Annotated in this window: 15 protein-coding genes; 4 read left to right on the top strand and 11 right to left on the bottom strand. The window is 68.2% G+C overall.

What is annotated here, in order from left to right:
* Positions 1-551: 551 nt before the first annotated feature.
* The 4 genes from murU to ACMZPQ_RS14605 all read right to left on the bottom strand — a co-directional run bounded on the left by murU (position 552) and on the right by ACMZPQ_RS14605 (position 4180).
* Positions 552-1262 (bottom strand): N-acetylmuramate alpha-1-phosphate uridylyltransferase MurU, encoded by a 711-nt coding sequence (murU, locus tag ACMZPQ_RS14620; RefSeq protein WP_197580825.1) that lies wholly within the window; start codon positions 1260-1262, stop codon positions 552-554.
* Positions 1259-2284 carry a phosphotransferase gene (locus ACMZPQ_RS14615; RefSeq protein ID WP_197580824.1) on the bottom strand — a complete coding sequence of 342 codons (1026 nt, stop codon included), beginning with the start codon at positions 2282-2284 and terminating at the stop codon, positions 1259-1261. The genes murU and ACMZPQ_RS14615 overlap by 4 nt, the downstream gene beginning before the upstream one ends.
* 64 nt (positions 2285-2348) lie before the next feature.
* On the bottom strand, positions 2349-2618 hold the full coding sequence (locus tag ACMZPQ_RS14610) for a GlsB/YeaQ/YmgE family stress response membrane protein (protein WP_197580823.1): 270 nt from the start codon (positions 2616-2618) through the stop codon (positions 2349-2351).
* Between the two features lie 68 nt (positions 2619-2686).
* Positions 2687-4180, bottom strand: coding sequence for a M20/M25/M40 family metallo-hydrolase (locus ACMZPQ_RS14605; protein ID WP_197580854.1), 1494 nt, complete (start codon positions 4178-4180; stop codon positions 2687-2689).
* A 201-nt stretch (positions 4181-4381) separates the two neighbouring features.
* Between ACMZPQ_RS14605 and ACMZPQ_RS14600 the strand changes: the two genes are divergently transcribed.
* The 4 genes from ACMZPQ_RS14600 to ACMZPQ_RS14585 all read left to right on the top strand — a co-directional run bounded on the left by ACMZPQ_RS14600 (position 4382) and on the right by ACMZPQ_RS14585 (position 7531).
* The gene (locus tag ACMZPQ_RS14600) at positions 4382-4708 is read left to right on the top strand and encodes a ComEA family DNA-binding protein (protein WP_414486120.1); all 327 of its coding nucleotides are present in this window, start codon (positions 4382-4384) and stop codon (positions 4706-4708) included.
* 351 nt (positions 4709-5059) lie between these two features.
* Positions 5060-6145, top strand: a complete 1086-nt coding sequence (locus ACMZPQ_RS14595) for a L,D-transpeptidase (protein WP_197580821.1) — start codon at positions 5060-5062, stop codon at positions 6143-6145.
* A gap of 17 nt (positions 6146-6162) precedes the next feature.
* Entirely contained in the window at positions 6163-6888 is a 726-nt protein-coding gene (locus ACMZPQ_RS14590; RefSeq protein WP_008265772.1) for a murein L,D-transpeptidase catalytic domain family protein, read from the top strand.
* Positions 6889-6922: 34 nt separating this feature from the next.
* Complete coding sequence (locus ACMZPQ_RS14585) at positions 6923-7531, top strand: HutD family protein (RefSeq protein ID WP_197580820.1); 609 nt, start codon at positions 6923-6925, stop codon at positions 7529-7531.
* Between the two features lie 59 nt (positions 7532-7590).
* Here ACMZPQ_RS14585 and ACMZPQ_RS14580 read toward each other — a convergent pair whose 3' ends face one another.
* The 7 genes from ACMZPQ_RS14580 to ACMZPQ_RS14550 form a co-directional block, all read right to left on the bottom strand.
* Positions 7591-9195, bottom strand: a complete 1605-nt coding sequence (locus ACMZPQ_RS14580) for a sulfite reductase subunit alpha (protein WP_197580819.1) — start codon at positions 9193-9195, stop codon at positions 7591-7593.
* The gene (locus tag ACMZPQ_RS14575) at positions 9192-10163 is read right to left on the bottom strand and encodes an FAD:protein FMN transferase (RefSeq protein WP_197580818.1); all 972 of its coding nucleotides are present in this window, start codon (positions 10161-10163) and stop codon (positions 9192-9194) included. Before ACMZPQ_RS14575 ends, ACMZPQ_RS14580 begins: the two co-directional genes overlap by 4 nt.
* Positions 10164-10215: 52 nt before the next feature.
* A complete protein-coding gene (locus tag ACMZPQ_RS14570) occupies positions 10216-11019 on the bottom strand; it encodes a DUF4198 domain-containing protein (protein WP_197580817.1) in 804 nt (267 codons plus the stop codon).
* Positions 11020-11145: 126 nt separating this feature from the next.
* Positions 11146-11664, bottom strand: coding sequence for a DUF2271 domain-containing protein (locus tag ACMZPQ_RS14565; protein ID WP_006423068.1), 519 nt, complete (start codon positions 11662-11664; stop codon positions 11146-11148).
* A gap of 27 nt (positions 11665-11691) precedes the next feature.
* Positions 11692-12330 (bottom strand): PepSY-associated TM helix domain-containing protein, encoded by a 639-nt coding sequence (locus ACMZPQ_RS14560; RefSeq protein WP_197580816.1) that lies wholly within the window; start codon positions 12328-12330, stop codon positions 11692-11694.
* 350 nt (positions 12331-12680) lie between these two features.
* The gene (locus ACMZPQ_RS14555; protein WP_197580815.1) at positions 12681-15101 is read right to left on the bottom strand and encodes a TonB-dependent receptor domain-containing protein; all 2421 of its coding nucleotides are present in this window, start codon (positions 15099-15101) and stop codon (positions 12681-12683) included.
* Between the two features lie 159 nt (positions 15102-15260).
* Complete coding sequence (locus tag ACMZPQ_RS14550; RefSeq protein WP_197580814.1) at positions 15261-15662, bottom strand: hypothetical protein; 402 nt, start codon at positions 15660-15662, stop codon at positions 15261-15263.
* Between the last annotated feature and the right edge of the window lie 54 nt (positions 15663-15716).

The raw sequence follows: 15716 nt of genomic DNA, 5'->3' as shown, positions 1-15716 counted from the left end.
GCGGTAGTGCCGGCCGCTGGCCGGCAACTTCAAGAGCGACGTCAAAAGCTGGCTATCCGTGGGATGTCGGGGTGGGTCCGGTTGCGGGGGACGCTGCAAGTACGTCCATGTAAGCTCGGTCGCCGCATCCATGCGGCTCACGCCCCCGCAACCGGACCCACCCCGCCTTCGACAGATTCCTGCGATCTGCCGGGACTTCGTACTGCACTGCAGTTGGTGGATGTCGACCTTGGTCGACGCGTGTCTTGCTTGTGGTGGGGGACGACCTTGGTCGACACGGTAGATCCACGCCACGCGTGGATGAGCTTTCGCTTCGTGAGCGATGCGACCCGCTTTTGCTTTTCTTTTTCTTTTCCGTGGCTGGACGACCACGGAAACTGTCAGGGGCCGGGCGGAATGCGGGCGCGGGGGTGTCCGCGGCATGGATGCCGCGGCCAAGCCCCCAGGGACGGGTTCACGGCGTCCCCCGCGACCCCACCCCGCCCGGCCAAGCGCGGCTTTGCAGTCGAGCAAGCTCGACGCTACCGATCATGCGACCCGCCACGAGGGGCTCAGCCGTTCGCCGCCAACTCAACATCCAGCGCACGCAGCCGATCCACCGTCCCGACATCGGTCCATCGCCCACGATGGTGCTGCCCGGTCATCAACCCCTGCGCCATGAAGTGCTTCTGCAGCGGCACCACCGAGAACTTCGGCGGCCGCCGCTCGCTGCCCGGGTCATCACCGATCACCGCGCGCCAATCGGCCACGATCGAAGGGCGGTATACACCGATACCGGCATAGGTCAGGCACGGGCCTTCGCGGTCGTGATGCAACACGCCCTGCGCGTCGAGGCGGTAGTCACCGTGCGGGTGCTGCACCGGATTGTCGACCAGCACCAGATGCGCCTGGCCCTGCGGCTCGCGCGGCAGCGTGGCGAAATCGAAATCGGTCGAGATATCGCCGTTCACCACCAGGAACGGCGCATCACCCAATACCGGCAGTGCGTTGAGGATGCCGCCGCCGGTTTCCAGCGGGGTCGGTCCTTCGTACATGAAATGCAGGTGCAGGCCCCACTGGCTGCCATCACCCAGTGCTGCCGGGAACTGCTCGGCCAGCCACGCGGTATTGACCACCACCTCGCGCACACCGAGCGCGGCCAAGCGCTCAAGATGCCAGACGATCAGTGGCTTGCCGGCCACGTCCAGCAGCGGTTTGGGCGTATGCAGGGTCAGCGGGCGCATGCGCTCGCCGAGGCCTGCGGCAAAGATCAGCGCCTTCATCGGGCCACGCGCATCGGAGCGGCCAGCTCGGCCAGCGCCGGCTTGATGCGGTCTTCCAGCAGCTGCTGCAGCGGTGCCAGCTCGCGGTAGCGTGGCAGCACTTCATCCAGGTAGCCGATGAAGCGCGGCGCGTCGTCCAGGTAGTGGCCCTTGTTGTCGCGGTAGCGCAGGCGGCAGAACAGGCCGAGGATCTTCACGTGGCGCTGGATGCCCATCCAGTCGGCATCGCGCAGGAAGGTGGCGCGGTCGGGCACCGGCAGGCCGGCAGTACGTGCGCGCTCGTGATACTGCGCCAGCCATTCGTCCACGCGCTGCAACGGCCAGCTCAGGAACGCATCCTTGAACAGGCTCACCGCGTCGTAGGCGATCGGACCACGCACCAGGTCCTGGAAATCCAGCACGGCCGGGCCGTTGTCGACTGGCATCAGGTTGCGTGGCATGTAGTCACGGTGGGTCATCAGCTGGGCCTGGCCGAGCGCGTTGTCCATCAGCCGGCGGTGCACCCGCTGCAGGCCTTCGATCTCACCGCAGTCCAGTTCCAGGCGCAGGTGACGCTGCAGGAACCACTCGTCGAACAGGCCGGCATCCCGCTGCAGCAGCGCTTCGCCGAACTGGCCGAAGTCGGCCGGCACCGGGATCGCCTGCAGGCGCAGCAGCTGTTCGATGGAGCGGCCGAACCACTCATCGGCATTGCGCTCGTCGAGGATCTTCGCCAGGGTCGGGCCGCCAAGGTCTTCCAGCAGCAGGAATCCGGCGTCCAGGTCCTGCGCCAGCAGTGCAGGCACGCGCAGGCCGTGGTCGAGCAGCAGGCCGCGCATGCGCAGCCACGGCCGCGGATCTTCCAGCCCTGGCGGCGCGTCCATCACGATGTGGCTGCCGCGCGCGCTGGTGGTGCGCCAATAGCTGCGCATGCCGGCATCGACCGAGGCGCGTTCGACCACGGCGTTGGCATCATCCAGCTGGATACGGGCCCACTGCAGGCGCTGCGCGCTGCGCTGGGGATCGGAGGCGGGTTCGGTCATGCAGGCATATCCGGGCGCGCCGGGCGCGCCAACGTCGGGAGCAGAAAGGAAGGGAGAATCAGCGTCAGCGACGACCGCTGAACAGGCGCAGGATCGCGAGCACGACGACCGCGCCGAGCACGGCACCGAGGAAACCAGCCGGTTCGCCGGGGGCGTACCAGCCCATGTACTGGCCGAACCAGCCGGCCAGCAGCGCGCCGAGAATGCCCAGCACGATGGTCAGCAGGCAGCCCATGCGGTTGTTGCCGGGCATGAAGAAGCGCCCAAGCAGGCCGACGAAAAAGCCGACCAGGATGATGTAGAGCCAGCTGCTGCTGCCGAACAGACCATTCATGTGCATGCGTTCCGCTAAGGGTGGACGCAGCCTAGCAAGGCCAGGCTGCGTCCGTCACGGGCGCCGGATCAGCAGCAGCCGTGGTCGCCGTGGCGGGTGCCGCTGTCGGCGGCCACCGGCGAACCGCTGGTCTCGCCGCGCAGGCTGGCGGCGTAGTGCTCGCTGATCACCTTGGACACGCAGGCGGTGACCTTCTTGCCCATCGGGATGTGCAGGAACTCGTTCGGGCCATGCGCGTTGGAGTGCGGGCCGAGCACGCCGGTGATCATGAACTGCGCACCCGGGAACTTCTCGCCCAGCATGCCCATGAACGGGATCGAGCCGCCTTCGCCCATGTACATCGCCGGCTTGCCGAAGAAGGCCTGGCTGGCGTCGTCGATGGCCTGGGTCAGCCACGGTGCCATGGCCGGAGCGTTCCAGCCGGTGGAGGCCTTTTCCAGCTCCAGGGTGACGTGGGCGCCATTCGGCGGATCGCGCAGCAGGGCTTCCTTCAGCAGTTCGCCGCAGGTCTTGCCATCGGCGGTGGGCGGCAGGCGCAGCGACAGCTTCACCGAGGTCTGCGGGCGCAGCACGTTGCCGGCCGATTCCAGCGGCGGCATGCCGCCCACGCCGGTGACCGACAGCGCCGGGCGCCAGGTGCGGTTGAGCACCAGCTCGGTCAGGTCTTCGTTCATCGGGCGCAGGCCGTCGACCATCGGGAACTTCTCGAAGATCTCGGTATCGACCACTTCAGCGGCGCGCTTGGCCTGCTGCAACCGCTCGGCCGGGATATCCACGTTCATGCCGTCGATCAGGATGCGGCCGGTGTCCTGGTCCTCGATGCGCGACAGGATCTGGCGCAGCAGGCGGAAGCTGGACGGGATCACGCCGGAGGCATCGCCGGAATGCACGCCCTCGTTGAGCACCTTCACGGTGAAGTTGCCGCCGGTCAGGCCGCGCAGCGAAGTGGTGCACCACAGCTGGTCGTAATTGGCGCAGCCCGAATCCAGGCAGACCACCAGCGACGGCTTGCCGATGCGGTCGGCCAGGTGGTCGACGTAGGCCGGCAGGTCGTAGCTGCCGGACTCTTCACAGGCTTCGATCAGCACCACGCAGCGGGCGTGCGGCAGGCCCTGGGCCTGCAGCGCCAGCACGGCGGCCAGCGAGCCGAAGATGGCGTAGCCGTCGTCGGCGCCACCGCGGCCGTACAGCTTGTCGCCGCGCAGCACCGGGGTCCACGGGCCGAGGTCGTCGTCCCAGCCGGTCATTTCCGGCTGCTTGTCCAGGTGGCCGTAGAGCAGGATGGTGTCGTCGCCGGTTTCGGCGCCGGTGGCCGGAATTTCCAGGAAGATCAGCGGGGTACGGCCTTCCAGGCGCACCACCTCGACCTTCAGGCCGGGCAGCTGCTGTGCCTTGGCCCAGTTCTCCATCAGGGTGACCGCCTGTTCCATGTAGCCGTTCTGCACCCAATTGGCGTCGAACATCGGCGACTTGTTGGGAATGCGGATGTAGTCGACCAATTGCGGGACGATCTCGCTGTCCCACTTGTCATTGACGAATTGGCCGAGCTTGGCGCTGTCCATCTGAAACTCCGGTTGCATGGGCTGTGATCCGGCCATTCTACGCCTGTGCTGGGGGTAGGGTTTTTCCTACATCACGTCGGGTATTTGGCTGGCTTACGGAAATGCGGGAAACCGATAGGCTGTGCACATGTGGTGACGGACACTGTTTCGACCGACGGGAATGCCGGTCGGGGCAGCCAGAACCACAAGGAGATACACGTCGTGCCTTGGTTTGTCGTGTTGAGGGCACTGGTGCTGATGATGGGGATCGCGGGGGCGCATGCCGCCGGACCGATCGACATCAACCGCGCCGATGCACAGGCGCTGCAGCAGGGATTGACGATGGTCGGGGCCGCCAAGGCTGAGGCAATCGTCGAGCACCGGCGCAGACACGGCCCGTTTCACCGCGTCGAGGACCTGACGCAGGTGAAGGGGATAGGGAAAGCAATCGTCGAACGGAATCGACAGCGGATCACCGTAGGCAACAGGCTGTTGCCAGCGGATCCGGTACCCGGATCGGTACCGGTGCGGACCGTACCCAGGCGCTGACAGCAGGAATCGTCGGAGCCGGCAGGAGGCCGGTTCAGCGGACACGGGCAGGACGGCCGTGACCACCGACTGCCGCAGGACGCGGCACCAATCACCAGGATGGTGGCATCACAGACCTGTGGAAGGGGCTGAGATACAAGCAGGACAGACGCGGCCGCGTGCAGGATGCAACGCTACCCCCACAGCGCAGGATGCGAGGGGGCGGCAGCAGGCCGACAAGGACGTAACGATTGCCCGGTACGACACAGGGTTGTGTCGCCGGGCAGTTTCATTTCCGGCGCCCGGTTTTGCCGCGGCCACCACGGGCCGATGGTGTACGGTGGCCGCTCCGCATGGAAAGGACACCGCTGGATGCTTCCGCGCCGCCCCACGACCCTGATGCTCGCCCTTGCGCTGGCCCTGCCGCTGCTGGCCCAGGCCGCTGCGCCGACACCGGCGGCCAAGCCGACCGCTGCTGCCACCGGCACGGCACAAGTTCGCGGGCCAACCGACCTCAAGCCGGGCGAGTTCCTGTGGCATCCGGAAATCTCGCCGACCGGCCCGATCGTGCTGGTGGTCAGCCTGGATGAGCAGCGGGCCTACGTGTACCGCAACGGCATCGCCATCGGCCTGACCACGATCAGCTCGGGCAAGGCCGGGCACGAGACACCGACCGGCGTGTTCACCATCCTGCAGAAGGACAAGGACCACAGGTCCAACCTCTACAACAGCGCGCCGATGCCGTACATGCAGCGGCTGACCTGGGATGGCATCGCCCTGCATGGCGGCAGCCTGCCCGGCCACCCGGCCTCGCACGGCTGCGTGCGCCTGCCGCAGGCCTTCGCGCAGAAGCTGTTCAGCGAAACCCAGCGCGGCGATACCGTGGTCGTGGCCGATGCCAAGAGCTCGCCGATGACCCTGGCCTATCCCTCGGTGCTGGCGCCGGTCAACGCACGTGGCCAGGCCCTGCCGGAGACCGAGGGCGGGGCGGCGGCGCAGGCCTGGTGGAACGACAGCGCGGCCCCGGCCGGGCAGGTCGGCATCCTGGTCAGCCTGCACGACCAGCGCCTGTACGTATTGCGCGACGGCGTGATGATCGGCGAGTCGCCGTTGAAGGCCGACGCCCTGCCGGCGTTCCAGGGCACCACCCTGTTCGTGATGGGGCAGGGCTACAGCGATACGCCCAGCCCGCTGGATGTGAACCAGCGCCTGCACCAGTGGACGGCCTACCCGCTGCTGGGCCAGGACCGCGCCCAGGCCACCCCGGACCTGCTGGCCACGCCCTCGCTGCCGATGGCGCTGCCGGCCGATTTCGCCCGCCAGCTGTACCAGGTGCTGGTGCCGGGCACGACCCTGCTGGTCACCTCGCTGCCGGCGGTCCGCCCAAGCCCGGCTGAATCCGGAATGCAGCCGGTCTTGGAATCGGAGCCGCCAGGGTCCACCCTGAAGGGCAATTGAGCCTCCCTGTTGTGCCCATGACTGCATCCCGCCTGTGCCGGCTGGCCGCGTTCGGCCTGCTGGCGACCTCCGCCAGCGCCCCCGCGCTGGCACAGACGCCCGCCCTTGCCACCAGTGCCGATGATCTGGCTGCCTTGCTGTCGCGCAGTGCGCCCAAGGCCGACCGCCACGTGCTGCAGCTGGCGGCGCACGCCATGCGCTGTGCGTTGCAGCGGCCCGAGCTGGGCATCAATGGTGATCGGCTCAGCGTGATCGACTATTCGCGGCCGTCCACCGAGCCGCGGTTGTGGGTGTTCGACCTGGCCCACCAGCGCCTGCTGTTCGAGGAATGGGTGGCGCACGGGCGCAACAGCGGCGACAACCGCACCGAGCATTTCTCCAATCGCGACGGCAGTTTCATGTCCAGCCTCGGCGCGTTCACCGCGCAGGAGACCTACATGGGCGGCAACGGCTATTCGCTGCGCCTGGCCGGGTTGGAGCCGGGCTTCAACGACCGTGCGCGCGAACGCGCGATCGTCATCCACGGCGCGCCCTACGTGAACCCGGCCACCGCGCAGCTGCAGGGACGGCTCGGCCGCAGCCTGGGTTGCCCGGCAGTGCGCCTGTCGGTGGCCAAGCCGCTGATCGACGCGTTGCGTGGTGGCACGATGGTGTTCGCCTACTACCCCGACCAGGACTGGCTGAAGCATTCGCAGCTGCTGGGCGGCGAGTGTGGTGGCCAGGGCACGCTCGCCACGCGGTGATGCACGACGGCGCGCGGCGTGATGCAATGCGCCGATGAACATCGACTCCCTGCTGCACACTCCGAGCCAGGTGATTTCCAGCCTGGACTATCGTCGCGAACGCTGGCGCAACGGCCTGGGCTGGACCCGCGAGATCCTGCGCCTGCCAGCACAAGGTGATGACTGGGCGCTGCGCCTGTCGGTGGCCGAGATCGAGCAGGATGCCGCGTTCTCGGCGTTCCCCGGCGTGGAGCGCGAGCTGGTGCTGTTGCAGGGTAATGGCGTGCGGCTGCGCTTTGCCGATGGCCGCGTGGCCGACGTGCTGCCGCCGCATGGCCGCGTGCGCTTTGCCGGAGAGGATGCGCTGCACGGCGAACTGGTCGATGGCACCACCCACGACTTCAACCTGATGTGGAAGCGCGACCTGCTGCAGGCCGAGCTGTTGCACCGGCCGCTGGTGGGTTCGATGTTCTTCTTCTGCGAACCGGGCGTGGCCTGGGCGCTGCACCTGTTGGCCGGTCAGGCGGAGTTTGGCGCAGATAGTGGCTTGCCGCCGTTGCAGGCCGGGGATACGGCGTGGTTGTCGGCCGGAGAGCGCCAGCGGCATGCGGTGCAGGGCGGTGGCGAGTTGTTGGCGATACGGGTCAGCGCGGCGGGGGCATGACTCGCTGGCACCGCGTCATGGTGCGAACCAAGGTTCGCACCCACCAGAAGGCGGCGGCCTCAATACACATCGCGCCGGTAACGACCGGCCAGCAGCAACGCTTCCTTGCCCTCAACACCCAGCACCTGCTCGATCACCGCATCCACCGCCGGCGCCATGCCCTGCAGGCTGCCACAGACCAGGATCGTCGCGCCTTCATCGACCCACTGGCGCAGCGTGGCCGCTTCGGCCAGCAACCGATCCTGCACGTAGCGATGGGGGCCGCCATCGCGGCTGAACACCGTATCCAGCCGCGCCAGCGTACCGTCGGCCTGCATCGCCCGCAGCTCGTCGCCGAAGTGGAAGTCGTGCGCGGCGGTGCGCTCGCCGAACAGCAGCCAGGTGCGGCGCGCACCACTACGCGCGCGTTCGTGCAGATGCGCGCGCAGGCCGGCGATGCCGGTGCCGTTGCCGATCAGCAGTAGCGGCACATCGGCGGCGACGCCATGGAAATTGTCGTTGCGGCGCAGGCGCAGCTGCACCGGTTCGCCGATGGCCGCGTGATCACACAGCCAGCCGCTGCCGATACCCGGCGAGCCATCGGCGCGCAGCTGGCGACGCAGCAGCAGTTCCACCGCGCCATCGGCCATGATCGAGGCGATCGAGTACTCGCGATGCGGCAGCGGCTGCAGCGTTGCCAGCAGCGCCGGCAGATCACCCGGCGGAACCAGCGAGGGCAGGTGCGAGCGCTCGACGCGGGCCAGCAGCGTCTGTCCGTCTTCCAGCACGGTGTCCGCAGCGAAGCCCTGCCCATCCAGCCACGCGCGCGCGCTGTGGCGAGCGTGCTGCGGACCGATCTCGGCGATATCACCGGCCCGCCACTGCGCATCAACGGCAGCCGGTGGCTGCAGGCGCAGCCAGTACACCGCGCCGCCCGGGCTGCCCGGGTTCAGATGCTGGCGCTGCAGCAGCGTCCACGGCTGGTACTCGGCCGGGCTCCAATCGGGCAGCTCGCTGGCGCCGCCGCCGAGCTGGCCGAGCAGCTGCTGCCAGTGGCGCAGTGCGGCCGGATCGGCGTTGTCGACTTCGATCGCATCGAACAGGGGATGCGCGCCGTGCTGGCGCAGCCACTGGTCCAGTTGATGGCCGAATCCACAGAAGTGGCCATAGCTCCGATCGCCCAACGCGAGCACGCCGTAGTGCAGGTGCTGCATCGGCGGTGGCGTGGTCATCACCCCGCGCAGGAACGGCAACGCGTGGTCGGGCGGATCGCCCTCACCGGTGGTGCTGGCGATGAACAGCGCGCGCTGGCTGGCCGTCAGCAGTGCGGCGTCCACCTCATGCAGCCCGCGCACACGCACCGGCACGCCGGCAACCCGCAGGGCCTCGGCACTGCGCTCGGCCAGTTCGCGGGCGAAACCGGTCTGGCTGGCCCAGACCAGCAGGATCGGCGCGGTATCGCCCGATGGGGTGTCGTCACGCGGGCGGCCACGCCACCACAACGCGGCACAGGCCAGCGCATACAGCGCCGTGGCGATCAGCGCGATCTGCGATTGCCGCGCCGGCGGCGCGCCTTGCCACCAGGCTTCGCCCAGGTGCAGGCGCAGCAGCGCCCAGGCGATCAGCGCCAGCACGATCAGTACAAGCGCGTTGCCGATCAGCGCGCGCGTCGGTCGTGCGCTCATGCGTGCTGTTCGCCGAGCAGGCGCTGGAAAGCGCTGCTGAGGAATTCGCGCGGGCCTTCTGCTGCGCGTTGCAGGTAGCGTGCGGCCAGTCCTTCGCGTTCGGCCAGTGCCATGCCGCGCTCGCGGCCGAGCACGGTCAGCGCGGTGGCCCAGGCATCGGCATGCATCGCGTCGTCGGCGACCACGGTCACCGCCGCTGCAACCTGGCGCACCGGCATGCCGGTACGCGGGTCGAGGCTGTGGCTGTAGGCCTCGCCATCGGCCTGGTACTGGTGCCAGCGATCACCTGAAGTGGCCACCGCAAGCCCGTCCAGCGCGAGTACCCGTGGCGGGGTCTCGGTGTGCGCGTCTTCTTCCGGCGCCGATTCCACCAGCACGCGCCACGGCTGGCCGTCGGGCTTGCGGCCGTAGCCTGCCAGCTCGCCGCCGACTTCGATCAGTGCCGCCGCGATGCCTTGTGCGCGCAGCCAGGCGGCGACGTGATCGACGCCGAAGCCCTTGGCGATCGCAGAGAGATCCAGTTCCAGCCCGCCCGGCTGCAGCAGCGCATCGTCCTGCCACTGCAGGCGCTGCCAGCCGCATCGGTCGCGGGTGGCCTGCAGGGTGTTGGCATCGGGTTGCCGGCGTTCACCGGCATGCGCACCGAAACCCCACAGTGCAACCAACGGGCCAAGGGTGGGGTCGAAGGCGCCCTCGCTCGCGGCGGCGATGGCCTGTGCGCAGGCCAGCACCTGGCGCGCCTCGGCCGGCAGCGTGCACCACTGGCCGGCTTCGGCACGGTTGTAGCGGCTGAGGTCCGAGCCGGATTCCCAGGTGCTCATCTGCGCGACCACCTCATCCAGGCGTGCCTGGATGCCGGCGTGCAGCGGGTGCAGGTCGCGCTGGCGCGACGCGACCAGCGACACACTCCAGGTGGTGCCCATGGTGGCGCCACCGAGGCGGGCGATATCGAGCGGGGTATCGGTCATGGTGGTGCGCAGGCGCGATGCCGGGGCTGGCCCGGCATCGCGATCTGCATCATTACTGCGGCAGCACTTCCAGCGTGGCGACGTAGCTCAGGCGGCGCTTGGCGGCCTGCTTTACCGAGGTCTTCTTGTCTTCGGTGCCGGTTTCCAGCCAGTACATGCCGGCTTCCGGCCAAGTCACCTTGATCTCGCCCTTGGCGTCGCTGGTCAGCTTCAGCTCGTCCTGCGCGTTGCGGTAGCGGGTGGCGCCACGCACGATCTCGAACTCCAGGCCGGCGGTCGGCTTGCCATCGACCAGCACGCGGAAGGTGGCTTCCTCACCGGCGAACAGGTCGTTCGGGTGGCCGACGGCCACCAGTTCGATGCCGCGGTTGGTCGGCTTCAGCGCGGTGGCGTTCGGCGCACCGTTGGTGACGAAGGTTTCCACGCGGCCGACCGACTGGCTCACTTCCAGATTCTTCGCATCCTTGGGCAGTTCGCCGAAGGTGGCGGCAGTACCGCGCCAGCGCTTGCGCTCGCCGTTCTGCTCGTAGGTGGCGAACAGGCCATCATTGACCGAGGCGATGCGGTACGTGCCCGGCTGCTTCAGTTCCAGGTCGAACACGCTGCGGTACTTGCCGGTGGACGCGTTCTGCGGCTGCACGCTGCTGCCATCCGGGGCGGTGATCACCAGCGATTCCAGGCGCAGCGGCACGTGGTTGAAGTAGAACAGGTCGTTGGAGACGGCACCGTCGACGGTGATCCACGGCGCGTTGCCGGCGATCACGGTCTGCGAGGGCAGCAGCCAGGCCTTGTGGGCCAGGGCGGAGAAGGGAAGGGCAGCGGCCAGGGCGGCGGCGAGGACGAGCGTGCGCTTCATGCGGAAGACTCCAGAGGTGGTGGTGGGGTCAGAGCCCTTCCTGCGGAAGGGGGCTGACCCCGAGGGTGCGGCGATAGGGTCGGATCCCTTTCCAATGGAAAGGGCTCTGACCCCCGGGGCATGCAGTTACGGCTTGACAGCGAGGGTGACCTGGCCCAGTTCGGTGGCGCCCTGCGCCTTGCCGTTCTGCGCGGCGGTGGCCGGCCAGGTGAAGGGGATCTTCAGCAGTTCGCGGCCACCGACTTCGCGCACCGCTTCCACCACCAGGGTGTAGTTGCCGGGGGCCAGCTGCTTCAGCGCCGGCTGCTTGTCGGTGAACGACAGCGCGTGCTTGCCGGCCGGGCGGGTCGGGCCGGTCACGCCGTCCACCGGCACCTGCAGGGTGCGGCCGCTCTTGCGCCACCACTGGCGCAGGTCGGGCAGCCACTTGGTGCCATGGCCTTCGCTGTTGCTGGTCTGCTGGTACCAGACCGACAGGTTGGCCGCGACCTTCTGGTCGGCGCCTTCCAGCCACACCGCCACATACGGGCGGTGGTACTCGGCCACGTTGAGCTTGGGCACTTCGACGTTGATGTCGAGGGTAGCGGCATAGGCCGGCGAGGTGGCCAGCAGGCCGCTGAGGGCGATGGTCAGGGTGACGCGCATGGAGCGGCTCCGGGAACGAGGAAAAAGTCAGTGGATCAGCAGCAGGGCGATCAGCAGCGGGATCATCAGGCCCAGGCCGACCAGCGGCCAGGTCATGCGCCGCTGCCGCGCATGCAGGTGCAGCAGGAACAGGCCGGTGATGCAGAACACCAGGCAGGCCACGGCGAACAGGTCCAGGAACCAGCCCCACGCCGGGCCCGCGTTGCGGCCCTTGTGCAGGTCGTTGAGGTAGGACACCACGCCGCGCGAGGTCGATTCGTATTCCACCGCGCCGGTTGCGCGATCGATGCTCAGCCAGGCGTCACCGCCGGGGCGTGGCAGCGACAGGTAGATCTCTTCGGCCGACCACTCGGCGGGGCGGCCGCCGATGGCGATGCCCAGCTGGGTGTCCAGCCATTGCCGGGCCGGGCGCGGAATCGGCGAGTTGCCGTCCTCGCGCGTGCCCAGCTGGCCCAGCAGCTCGGCCGGCAGTTCCAGGTGCTGGTTCTGCACCTGGGGCTTGGCCTCGATCTTCGCCGCGTGGTTGAGGGTCAGGCCGGTCACCGCGAACAGCAGCATGCCGATCAGGCAGACCGCCGAGCTGATCCAGTGCCACTGGTGCAGCGTACGCAGCCAGAAGCCACGGCTCTGTTGCTGCTGCACGGTGGAAGAAGCAGGACGGCTCACGGCACGGTTCGGGGTGGATGGGGACTGCTCATTACATCATTGATGAGAATAGCTCGCAATTGCGTGTCGTTCTGTATCCCTGGAGGGGTAGTGCCGGCCGTTGGCCGGCAATCCTGCAGTTCCTGGAAACACCGCGTGTTGCCGGCCAGCGGCCGGCACTACCGCAGATCGGTAGATCCACGCCATGCGTGGATGAAGCGGTGCCGACCAAGGTTGGCACCCACCAAGGCAGGGCGGTGCCGACCAAGGTTGGCGCCCACCAGGGCAGGGCGGTGCCGACCAAGGTTGGCACCCACCAGGGCAGGGCGGTGCCGACCAAGGTTGGCACCCACCAAGGAGGTGCGCGGCGGTCAGAACTTCGCGTTGAGCGAGATCCAGTAGCTGCGGCGCTGGTCCTTGGTCGCGTAGTCGTCCACGCAGTTGAACTCGCTCGGGCTGATCAGCAGGCACGACTGCGACACGAAGTTCTTGTCGAACAGGTTGTTGACCCGTGCGTTCACCGTCAGCCATGGCGTGGCCTTCCAGCTGCCACCGAGGTGGAAGATGGTGTAGTCCTCGTAGTAACGGGTCTGGCTGACGCCGTTGGCGTCGAGCAGCGTGTCGCGGTAGCGGTCGTAGCGGCCCTCGCCGATCAGCGACAGGCTGATGGCCTCGTTGAGCTGCCAGTTGAGGCTGGCGTTGGCCATGTGCTTGGCCGGGGTGGTGCCGGTGATCGGCAGTCCCTTCTGCGGGCCGCTGGTCTGCTCACTCCTGGTCCAGGTGTAGTTGCCGCGCAGCTGCAGGGTGTCGAGCAGGTCGACGTGGCCGGCCAGCTCGGCACCGCGGGTTTCAGCCTTTTCGATGTTCACGCTCTGGGTGAAGGTGCTGTAGCCCAGCGCGGCCCAGCCCGGGCCGATGTCCACGCAGTAGCCGCTGCCGGCTGGTGCCACTTCGCAGTTCGGGAAGGTACCGCCACTGGCGATCTTGTCTTCGAACTTGTTGATGAAGCCGGTGACATTGAAGCCCCAGCGCTGGCCTTCGTAGTACGCGGCCAGCTCGTAGTTGGTGCTGGTTTCCGGCTTCAGGTTGGGCGAGCCCACCAGCGGCAGCACGCCCTGGCCACCGAAGCCGGTGATGCCCGGGAACAGCTGGTCCGGACGCGGGGTCTTGTAGCCGGTGCTGACGCCCCCCTTGAAGGTCCACGCATCGCTGGCATTCCACACCAGGTAACCGCGCGGGCTGAGGTGGCTGCCGAAGATGTTGTGGTCGTCGTAGCGCAGGCCGAAGGTGGCGGTCAGGGTGTCGGTCAGTGCCCAGTTGTCCTCGGCGAACAGTGCCCACATGCGGTGCTTCTGCTTGGTGTTGCTGCGGTAGCCGGCGCCGTCCATGCCGAACACGCCGTCGATCATGTCGGTATCGTTGTACTGGCCGCCGACGGTCAGCTTGTGCGCGCCGAAGTCCAGGTCCAGCATCGTGTCGAGCACGTAGCCTTCCAGTTCCATGGTGCGCAGCGGGCGCGGCAGGAACGCCTGCAGGCGTGCCATTTCGCTCGGGTTGAGGGCGGTCAGCGCATTGCCACGGCCGGCCGCGCAGTTGTTGGCGGCGCCGGTGCGGCGGCAGACGTCATTCCACAGCGTCTGCAGGTTGGCGCGTTCGTCCAGGGTCAGTGGCAGCGAGCGGCCGAGGTTGCTGCTCTTGCTGCGGGTCAGCGAGGTCTGCCAGGTGCCGAAGCTGTAACGGCCCTGGTGGGTCAGCGACAGCTGGTCGCGCTCGTAGCGCTGGTAGGCGGTGTAGCCCACGCGCGGCTGTACCACGCGGCGGGTGATCGTGCCGCTGCCATTCGGGTTGGGAATGACCGCGTTACCGACGCGCCACAGGCTGGCCAGGCTGTCCAGGGTGCCGGTCTGGCCTTCGCTGTTGTCGTACTTCTGCCGCGAGACGTCGTAGTCCAGCCACAGCTCATGGTCATCGTTGACGCGGAAGTCCAGGCGAACGCCGGTGTTCCAGTTGGTGTTGGCCACCGACTTGCCACCGCCACCGAAGCCGATGCTGCGCTCCCAGAGCGTGCCGTCGGGCAGGGTCAGTGCATCCCATTCGGGGTTCGATGCCTTGGCATCGTAGTAGCTGCCGCGTACCGCCAGGCTGAGGCGATCCTTCAGCAGCGGGCCGCTGAGGTACAGGTCGGTGGTGCGTGCGTCGCCGAACTGGTCGTCCTGCTGCACGGTGAAACCCTGGGTGAGCGCACCGTGCCAGCTGTCCTGGTTGCGGCGGGTGATGATGTTGATGACGCCGCCCATCGCATCCGAGCCGTACAGCGTGGACATCGGGCCGCGCACCACTTCGATGCGTTCGATCGCATCCAGTGGCGGCAGGTAGGCGAACTGGCCGCCGCCGAAGTTGTTCGGGTAGAGCTGGCCGACATTGCTCTGGCGGCGGCCGTCGATCAGCACCAGGGTGTACTCCGAGGGCAGGCCGCGCATCGAGATGGTGGCGCGGCCGTTCTTGTCGGTCGCCTCCAGGCCGACGTCGATGCCCTCAACGTCGCGCAGTGCATCGACCAGGTTGGTATACGGGCGCTTGCTCAGTTCCTCGCGGCTGACCACGCTGATGCTGGCCGGTGCCTCGACCACCTTCTGCTCAAAGCCGGAGGCGGTGACCACCACCTTGTCCAGCGTCTGCGGGGCACCGGCGGCGTCACCGTGGGCCAAGGCAGGGGCGGACAGGGCCACCAGCACGGCGCTGGTCAGCAGGGGGCGGGACAGGGACGAACGGACACGATGGCGCTGGGCCATGGCAGTTACCTCGAAGGATGCAGAGAGGTGCGATGCCGGGCGCGTACGGCGCGGCATGCAGGGAAGCCCGGTCAGGGGCGGCAGGGATGAAGCAGACGGAGATGAAGCAGGCAGCGGCGCGCGCAGGCGACCGCGCAGGCGGTCACCCCGGGCCGTGGATCAGGCGAGCGGCGGCGCCTGGCCGCGTTGCTGGCGGCGCCCGGGCGCATCGGCCCAAGGCGTGTCCGGAGCGGCCAGCGGCCAGTCCGGGCGCACGCCGGGCACGGCCGGCGTGGCAGGTACGAGGTCGAGTTCAGTGCGCAGCCACTGGCTGGCCAGCAACAGCGGCGGCGGTGCCTTCTCGGCCGCTTTCACCGGGGCAGCGGCACAACGGCGCAGCTTGGCCGGTGCTTCTTCCTGCAGCGGGCCTTCGCCGCCGCGTTCTTCCAGTGGCACCTGCACGCTCATCGCTGTCGCCGGGTGCGGCAGCAGCGGCAGGGTGCCCAGCAGCAACGCCAGCATCGCCACCCACGCCAACAGGCTGGCCAGCGCGGGACGCTGGCCGCGCATGGCGGTACCCATCTTGCGATGGATCAGTGGGCGAGGGCGGAGCGGGCGCAGCAAGCAGGAATCCCC

The organism is Stenotrophomonas maltophilia (genome assembly GCF_047497515.2).
Classification (GTDB): domain Bacteria; phylum Pseudomonadota; class Gammaproteobacteria; order Xanthomonadales; family Xanthomonadaceae; genus Stenotrophomonas.
This window is presented reverse-complemented; position numbering and strand designations above follow the sequence as displayed.